The sequence below is a fragment of the Vulcanisaeta sp. genome, from assembly GCF_049966235.1.
In the GTDB taxonomy this organism is placed as follows: Archaea; Thermoproteota; Thermoprotei; order Thermoproteales; family Thermocladiaceae; genus Vulcanisaeta; species Vulcanisaeta moutnovskia.
Window position 1 is genome coordinate 1 of the sequence record NZ_JBMFVA010000050.1, and the last position, 2,525, is coordinate 2,525.

A 2,525-nucleotide genomic window follows, 5' to 3' on the forward strand; every position below is an offset into this window, starting at 1 on the left:
ACGACAGAGTCCTCCCTACCCATAAGCCTCATTAATGCCCTCGCCGTGTCCTTAGCCAAAGTGCTGCCTCCCCTCGCCATGTATAGACTTCTTTGTACTCTTACGTAGCCCATCGCCTTTAGCCTACTCATTATTTCGAACCTCCTCTTATCATCGCTTATGTCGTATGAGACTATCACGTACATCTAGAACACCCAGGTGAAGCATTCGTAATCATTAACATTACCATCCCTAATTATTGACGCGAGGTACCAAGTCTCGTGCTTCATTATCTCGGTTAGTGGTGATTTCCTGCTTGTTCTCGGGTTTATGTAATCCCTATTTAGGTTGTTGAGTATTATCCTGGCTATCGCCCTCCTTGAGTCGTAGTCCAAAAAACCATTAAATATACTTAGTTTTGTGTTATCTATTTCAATTATTAATGCCTTGTCCACGGCTATGGGCCTGAATACCTCAACAATGTCAAAGACAAGCGATGGCTTCCCACTCTTTATTGTATGGAGCACGCCTAGGTATGGATCTAGCCCAGCCATTATTAGGTACCTCTCCATTGTTGAGTAGAGTATTCCATAGCCATAGTTCAGGGCTAGGTTCATTAAGTCCGTGCCCTCTGGATTCCTGCCATGAAATCCAAGCCAAGTGGGTAGTAATGACACAACCACATCCCAGTACTTATTGGCTGCCTGTGCCTCAATGCCCTCTATAATCTCTGAGTTTAGTCTTTTGATTTCTATAGACATTAGTTGCGTGGCAAATGATGACAATGAGTAGGCTATATCATTTAATGAGGATTCCCTGCGACTTTTAGCGAAGTATCTAACGAGTCTGGCCTGGTTCTCTATCTTGCATGCGATCAACCTACGCGCCAGTTCAAGCCTTAATTCATTATTTAGGAATAACTCGTATTGCTTAATCCTAATCATTACGGTCTTATTGATTACTGGTGGTAGCATTAATGCCACGGGATCTCCGAATGAATTTAGGAAGACTAGGTTTATGCCCTTCATGGAAAGCATTCTAATTGCCTTTGATGTTATTGAGGCTCTGGATGTTGCAACGATTATTTCCTCTACGTTCGGCGGTAACACTTGCTTATTGCCGTCCCTACTCATTATCACTATTGAACCCTTCCTGGCCATGATCCTCGTTCCTGGATCTGTTATGTATACTTCATTAACCATGGCAGACACCATAGAATGGGCAGGTCCTTGGGCAGGAGCTTGCTGGTCCTGGGTCATCACCATGCTCAATAATTCTTGCTACAGTATCCCTCATGTCCAGAAAGGCTCTCCTTAACGTATCATCTATCTTAATGACCCTCCAGGTGAGCCTCGGCTTACCATTAATACTTACATGAAGTACTACGCCTATGTCCACTGGGTGGCCTATCCAAGCCTCTATGGCTAGTGCATATGCCGTAACGGCTATGTCCTTCCTACTAGTTAATTCTTCCGTTAGTGATGAGGTCACTAACTCCACGGGTATGAAGCCCACGAGTATGTCCGGTTTAACAATGTCAGAGAGACCGATTGGTGCCCCCGGTATTGCTGGCTCAACACTGATTGGTATTCCCTCCTCACGGGCATTGAGGGCCATGGTCACGGCCTTTATATAAACCTCGTATAACTGGGCCCTATACTTGACGCCTAGATCGTCGTACTCATTGATTATGCTTTCGAATTTAGTATCGAGTTGCGAGAATGGTATTGACTCTCTAAATGGTGCCAGGAAGACCTCGTGAATTAACCTGCCAAGCCTTAGGACCTCCGTGTCTTCCATGGGTATTTTAGTAACACGCCTTAGGTATGCATCGCGTTTTGTTGGGCATGGTGATGAGACCTCAGACACCGTTGGCCTAACCGAGTGTCTCGGCGCAACTGGATCCCTAAACCAGCCTCTTAATTCAGCGTATGATCCACCCTCCATTATTGTCCTAATATAGTCCCAAACCCACCTGGGTAGCACCATACACTCATTCATGCCTATTTGCGTGTTTTATTCTTGTCTATGAGTTGTTTCTTAATCAATTGAGAAGCTAAATTAAACTAGGATGTCTATGATGTTCTTTTACCATGTCTACAGTATTGTAGACGGATGAGTTCATAAGCTTGTAAATTGATTAGTAGGATGATTGGTGATTTACTTGACAACTACGGTAATTAGCGTCAGGGTTAGGGAGTAGGTTAAGAGATTGCTTGAGGAGAGCGGTATTGATATTAATGAGAAGGTTAGGAGGTTCCTTGGAGACCTTGCATTGAAGGTTAAGATTAGGAGGTATGTCCCCATGTGGGATGAGCTGTTGAAAGATATTAAACCAAGTGAGGAGAGATTCTCAGTGAGTTCTGTGAGGGAGGACCGTGAGGGTCATTGACCCATCAGCCCTTATAAAGTACTTCACCAGCGAGACCGGTTGGGAAAGGGTTAGGGATTTAATGTTGGATGGCTTAATAACCATTGATTTAGCCATTAAGGAGACGGCAAATGCACTGTGGAAGAGGATTATCAGAGGCGAGGTGGACTATGAT

General features: G+C 44.4%; 4 protein-coding genes. 1 reads left to right on the forward strand and 3 read right to left on the reverse strand.

The window, feature by feature from the left end; all coding sequences use genetic code 11:
* The 3 genes from cas2 to cas4a form a co-directional block, all read right to left on the reverse strand.
* The coding region (gene cas2 / locus ACP5L5_RS11565) for a CRISPR-associated endonuclease Cas2 (RefSeq protein ID WP_428763961.1) at positions 1-185 on the reverse strand (185 nt) is incomplete at its 3' end.
* Entirely contained in the window at positions 186-1,181 is a 996-nt protein-coding gene (cas1, locus tag ACP5L5_RS11570; RefSeq protein WP_428763962.1) for a CRISPR-associated endonuclease Cas1, read from the reverse strand.
* Positions 1,174-1,968 (reverse strand): type I-A CRISPR-associated protein Cas4/Csa1, encoded by a 795-nt coding sequence (cas4a, locus tag ACP5L5_RS11575; protein WP_428763964.1) that lies wholly within the window; start codon positions 1,966-1,968, stop codon positions 1,174-1,176. Before cas4a ends, cas1 begins: the two co-directional genes overlap by 8 nt.
* A 223-nt stretch (positions 1,969-2,191) precedes the next feature.
* On the opposite strand from cas4a, the gene ACP5L5_RS11580 reads away from it, so the two are divergent.
* Positions 2,192-2,371: a VapB-type antitoxin gene (locus ACP5L5_RS11580; protein WP_428763966.1), complete on the forward strand. Its 180-nt coding sequence runs from the start codon at positions 2,192-2,194 to the stop codon at positions 2,369-2,371.
* The last annotated feature ends 154 nt before the right edge of the window (positions 2,372-2,525 follow it).

Coding starts and splice junctions, on each gene's coding strand:
- cas1 (WP_428763962.1), bottom strand. CDS start 1,181: ATGGTTAATGAAGTATACATAACAGATCCAGGAACGAGGATCATGGCC.
- cas4a (WP_428763964.1), bottom strand. CDS start 1,968: ATGGTGCTACCCAGGTGGGTTTGGGACTATATTAGGACAATAATGGAG.